5 protein-coding genes are annotated in these 4,963 nt (G+C 72.0%); 1 reads left to right on the top strand and 4 read right to left on the bottom strand.

Features of this window, described 5'->3' with window-relative positions:
* On the top strand, nt 1-669 hold a 669-nt coding region (locus HW578_RS22755; RefSeq protein WP_198373000.1), incomplete at its 5' end, for a CarD family transcriptional regulator.
* 197 nt (nt 670-866) lie between these two features.
* Here the strand turns inward: HW578_RS22755 and HW578_RS22750 are convergent.
* From HW578_RS22750 to HW578_RS22735, 4 genes are all read right to left on the bottom strand, one after another.
* Complete coding sequence (locus HW578_RS22750) at nt 867-1,661, bottom strand: hypothetical protein (protein ID WP_198372999.1); 795 nt, start codon at nt 1,659-1,661, stop codon at nt 867-869.
* Nucleotides 1,662-1,752: 91 nt separating this feature from the next.
* Nucleotides 1,753-2,541 (bottom strand): Bax inhibitor-1/YccA family protein, encoded by a 789-nt coding sequence (locus HW578_RS22745; protein WP_198372998.1) that lies wholly within the window; start codon nt 2,539-2,541, stop codon nt 1,753-1,755.
* A 300-nt stretch (nt 2,542-2,841) separates the two neighbouring features.
* The gene (locus HW578_RS22740; RefSeq protein WP_198372997.1) at nt 2,842-3,447 is read right to left on the bottom strand and encodes a hypothetical protein; all 606 of its coding nucleotides are present in this window, start codon (nt 3,445-3,447) and stop codon (nt 2,842-2,844) included.
* A gap of 76 nt (nt 3,448-3,523) precedes the next feature.
* Nucleotides 3,524-4,963: ABC transporter permease (locus tag HW578_RS22735; RefSeq protein ID WP_198372996.1), on the bottom strand; the 1,440-nt coding region annotated here is incomplete at its 5' end.

The following is a 4,963-nucleotide window of genomic DNA, read 5'->3' as shown; positions in this document are numbered from 1 at the left end:
GCCCCCGCGCCGCCGCCGCCGATGGCGCGGGGCGCACCGGTCTCCCTGCCGCCGCCGACCCACCGGCCGAGCGCGTCTCCGCTCGCCTCCGCCGCGGCCAGCCGCGCGGCGCCCCGCCCGAAGGAGGACTTCAAGGCCGGCGACCACGTGGTCTATCCGACCCATGGCGTGGGCCAGGTGCAGGGCATCGAGACGGTCGAGGCAGCTGGCTATTCCCTCCAGGTCATCGTCGTGACCTTCGAGGAGAACCGCATGACGCTGCGCGTGCCGGTGAACAAGGCGGCGTCGTCGGGCCTGCGCAAGCTGGCCGCCGGGGCGAACATGCAGCAGGCGCTGGACACTCTGAAGGGCCGCGCGCGCATCAAGCGGACCATGTGGTCGCGCCGCGCCCAGGAATACGAGGCCAAGATCAACTCCGGCGACCCGGTCCAGATCGCCGAGGTGGTGCGCGACTTGCATCGCAATGCCGGCCAGCCCGACCAGTCCTTCTCGGAACGCCAGATCTACGAGCAGGCGCTCGACCGCCTTGCGGCCGAGGTCGCGGCGATCGACAAGTCCGACAAGCCGACGGCGATCGAGAAGCTGCTGACCTATCTCGGCAAGGCCGAGAAGGGCCCGCGCGAGGCCAAGTCCGACACGGCGGACGAGGCCGAGGACGCGGGGCAGTAAGGCGCGGCACCGCGCGCCAAGGGCCGGATGCCTGGCCCGCCGGTCTGCGGTGATGCTCGCCCGCCGCGCCGGGTCCGGATGCCGGCGCAGGGCGTCCCGGCCTGCGGCCCGACGCGAGATCGCCGCGGCCGGCGCATCGAGTCCAGGGGCCGCGGGGGGCAGAAGCGGCGCCAGCGCCCCGGTGCGTCCTGCCCGCGTCAGCCCGGCGCGCTCAGCCGCGCCTCGAGCGCGACAAGGTCCGCCCAGTTGGTCAGCACGCCGGCCCGGTCGGGTGCCGTGGGGCGCAGGGCGCAGGTGCGCGACACGACGCGCGCCGGGGGCAGGCCGGGCATGGCGCTGATCCGCTCGGCCGCCAGCGGGGCGAGGGCCTGGCCGTCGATGAAGTCCGGATAGGACAGTTCCAGCCAGGCCGCATGGCCGCGGAAGGCGCGGCGCACGAAGTCGCGCGCGGCGAGGATGTCGCGCATCTGGCGTTCGGCCGCGGCCAGGTCGGCGGTGATCCGCAGCGCGCCGTCCGACGGCGCCAGCGGCGTGCGGCGATGATAGCCGCGCCGCTCGGCGATCAGCGTGCTGGCCACGCATTCCGCGAGGCTGTCGCGCACCAGGTGGATCACGCCGGCGCCGCGGGCGCGCAACACGCGACACAGGATGCTCTCGCCGCCCGGGCGGACCGGCCAGGTCCAGGCCCCGGTGAAGGCGCCGAGGTTGTTGTACATGACATCGAGATGCGCGATGCGCCCTTCCTCCGCCGCGCGCGCGGCCAGGCCGTCGAGGAAGCCATCGAGCATCGCCGCGATCTCGGTGCCGCGGAAGGCGAAGCCCGGCTGCCGTGCCATCCAGTCGATCGCGAAGGCCGGAAAGGGGCTGTCGGGCGGCGGCGGCTTGAAGGGCTCGCCGAAGGATCGCACGGCATCCCCGGCATTCAGGCAGGCCCCGAGGAACTTGGTGCCGCTGCGCTGCGTCGCGATGGTGACGAGGATGGGCGGGGCCATGGCGGCCCGTTACGGCGCGGCGGTCGAAAAGAAAAGGGCCCCGGGGATCGCTCCCCGGGGCCCCCACCCGCCCGCAGCCGGGCGTGATGCCTTACTCCTGCCGGTTGCCGATCAGCGAGAGCAGCAGCTGGAACAGGTTCACGAAGTTCAGGTAGAGCGCCAGCGCGTCCATCACGGAGCGCTTGCCGGCCTCCTCCGTGCCCTCGGCATAGGCATAGGCCAGGTAGTCGGTCTTGATGCGCTGGGTGTCCCAGGCGGTCAGGCCGACGAACACCACCACGCCGATGATGCTGATGGCGAAAGCGAGCGCGGACGACGCCAGGAAGATGTTCACCAGCGACGCGATGACGATGCCGATCAGGCCCATCATCATGAAGCTGCCCATCTTCGTCAGGTCGGCCTTCGTGGTGTAGCCATACAGGCTGATCCCCGCGAACATCGCCGAGGTGATGAAGAAGGTGGTGGCGATGGACTGGCCCGTGTAGCGCAGGAAGATGTTCGACATGCTCGCGCCCATGGCGGCCGCGAACAGCCAGAACAGCAGCTGCGCGGTGGACTTGCTCATCCGGTTGATGCCGAAGGAGAAGACCAGCACGAAGGCCAGCGGCGAGAGCATCGCGGCCCAGCCGAGGATGGTCGGCGAGACGACGCGCGCGCCCGAAGCGGTGCGGCCGACCGACCAGAACAACTGCATCAGCTCGGGCGTCGAGGCGATGACATAGGCAACGATGCCCGTCAGCAGCAGCCCCGAGGCCATCCAGTTGTAGACCCGGAGCATGTAGGACCGCAGCCCGGCATCGACGGCGGCCGCGTCGGCGGCCGCAGTGCGACCCCAGCCAGGCGCACCCGTCGTGAATCGAGTGTCGGGACCAAAGGCCATGACGACGTGAACTCCTTATTGGGGGGGAGGATTCCCCACGGGCGCTGAATATGGAGATTTCTTCATCGGGATCAACGGGGGATCGTATTGATCCCTCGGGGCCCGGCCGCGTGCCCCGCTCGGACGGGCGGGGCGCGGTCAAAGGGGCGGTTTGAGCATGCCGGAACCAGCACCCTTCCCCACCCGGCCACCCATTCAGGATGGTGTCGTGTTCAGGATGGTGTCGTGGGCGACGGGGCGGGGGAGCGGGCTGGCGGCGCATTCGGGAATGCGCCCTGCGGCGCATTCCCGAACGGTCTCTCAGCGCTCGGCCGGCTCGACCGAGATGGCGGTCGCCTCGGCGATCGCGATATTCACCCGCTGGCCCGGCTGGATCGTGCGGATGAAGGCCTGCATCTCCGGCGAACGCACCGCGACCGTGCGGCGCACCCCGCGCGAGGAGGTGAAGCTCACCGTGTTCGCCGTGGTGTCCACCGCGTTGATGGTGACGGTGTCGCGCACCGTGGTCACCACCGCGCCGGCCGGGCGGCTGCCGGCGGGGGCGCGAGCGGCGCCGACGTCGACCTCGGCCGGCAGGCTGGTGCCGCGCGGGGTCAGCTGGACCGCCACGGCTTCCTCGAAGCGGAGGCGGACGCGGTTGCCCGGACGGATCTGCGCGAAGTTCCGCACCTCGGGGCCGGCGACGACGGTCACCGTCTCGTTGCTCGGCGTGCGGATCGCGATCTGCCGCGTGCGCGCATTGACGCTGCGGACGACGCCCACGGCTTCCTTCGCGGTGGAGACGACGACCGGTGCGGGCGGGGTCACGGGCTGCGGCGGCGGGCTCTCGGCGCAGGCGCCGAGGCCGAGCAGCGGAAGGGCGATGATCGCGGCCAGTTTCAGGCGCGAGCGGGGGGTCTGTGACATGGCGAATCCTTGTTGGGGCGGGAATTCTTCCGGCCCGCCACAGTAACAGACCCGAACGCAGGGCAGAAGCGCCGGACTATTCGTTGCGCAGATACGGCGCCGGGCGTGCCCGCAGCGCCAGCGCCGTGCCGGCATAGCCAAAGGCCAGCGTCAGCGCCGTGCAGGCCAGCACCACCACCGCCAGGGTGCCGGGCAAAAAGACCCAGTCAGCGGCCAGGATGAAGCGCACCACGCCCCAGGCGGCCGCCGTGCCCGCCGCCGCCGCGATCACCCCGGCGGTCGCGCCCAGCAGGCCGAATTCCACCAGGAAGGCGCGGCGGATCTGCCGCCGCGTGGCCCCCACGGTCTTGAGCACCACCGCGTCGCGCACACGCCGCCGCTGACCGGCCGCCACTGCGCCCGCCAGCACCAGCGCACCGGCAGCAAGCGTGAGCGACGCGGTCGCCGACAGCGCCGTGCCGATTCGCGCCAGGAGTGCGGCCACCTGCTCCAGCGCATCGCGCACGCGAATGCCCGAGACGTTGGGGAAGGCCTCGCTGATCGCGCGCAGCACCGCGCCCTCATTCGCCGTGGCCGAACGCACCGTTGCGATGTGGGTGTGCGGTGCGGCCTCCAGCAGGCCAGGCGAGGCGACCAGCACGAAGTTCAGCCCGAGCCCACGCCATTCGATGTCGCGCAGATTGGCGATTCGCAGCGGGATGTCGCGGCCGAGCACATTGACCGTGATGCTGTCCCCGATGCCCACCCCCCAGCCGCGCGCCAGGTTGGCGTCGAAGGAGACCAGCGGGTCGCCGCGATAGTCGGGCGTCCACCACTGGCCCTGCACGATGCGCGCACCCTCGGGCGGGGTGGCGGCGTAGGTCAGGCCGCGGTCGCCGCGTAGCGCCCAGGCGGTCTCGGGCGTGGTGCGGACCTGTTCGGCCGGCACGCCGTTCACCGCCACGATGCGCGCGCGCAGCGAGGGCACGCGCTTGATCTCGCTCACCGTGGGCTGCGCCGCGGCCACGCGGTCGAAGTCGCGCGCCTGGTCGGACTGGATGTCGATGAAATAGAAATTCGGCGCGGCCTCGGGCAGTTGCTCGGCGATCTGCCGGCGCAGGTTGCCCTCGATCAGCGCGACGGCGGCGAGCGTGGTCAGCCCGATGCCAAGCGAGACGAGAATGAGCGGCGTCGGCGCGCCCGGCCGGTGCAGGTTGGCGAGGCCCAGGCGCAGCGCCGGCCGCCGCACGCCGCGGAAGCGCCGCGCCACGCGCATGAGCGCGAAGGCGCCGAGGCGGAAGACAAGCAGCGTGGCCAGCGCGCCGCCCACGAAGGAGATGGCGAAGAAGCGGTTCTCCGCCGTGCCGATGATGAGCGCCGCGAGCGCCGCGCCGGCCGCGACGGTGGCGCCGACCAGGGCGATGCGCGGCCGGGCGCCCGAGGGCTGCAGTGCGTCGCGGAACAGGGGCGCGCCGGGGATCTCCATGGCGCGCCCGAGCGGCCACAGCGCGAAGGCCAGCGCCGTCACCAGAGATCG

Origin of the sequence: Roseomonas rosulenta, assembly GCF_016106005.1 — a bacterium.
In the GTDB taxonomy this organism is placed as follows: domain Bacteria; phylum Pseudomonadota; class Alphaproteobacteria; order Acetobacterales; family Acetobacteraceae; genus Neoroseomonas; species Neoroseomonas rosulenta.
This window is presented reverse-complemented; position numbering and strand designations above follow the sequence as displayed.

Excerpts from the sequence above, each read along its gene's own strand:
- HW578_RS22750 (WP_198372999.1), bottom strand. The coding sequence starts at position 1,661 with ATGGCCCCGCCCATCCTCGTCACCATCGCGACGCAGCGCAGCGGCACC.
- HW578_RS22745 (WP_198372998.1), bottom strand. The coding sequence starts at position 2,541 with ATGGCCTTTGGTCCCGACACTCGATTCACGACGGGTGCGCCTGGCTGG.
- HW578_RS22740 (WP_198372997.1), bottom strand. The coding sequence starts at position 3,447 with ATGTCACAGACCCCCCGCTCGCGCCTGAAACTGGCCGCGATCATCGCC.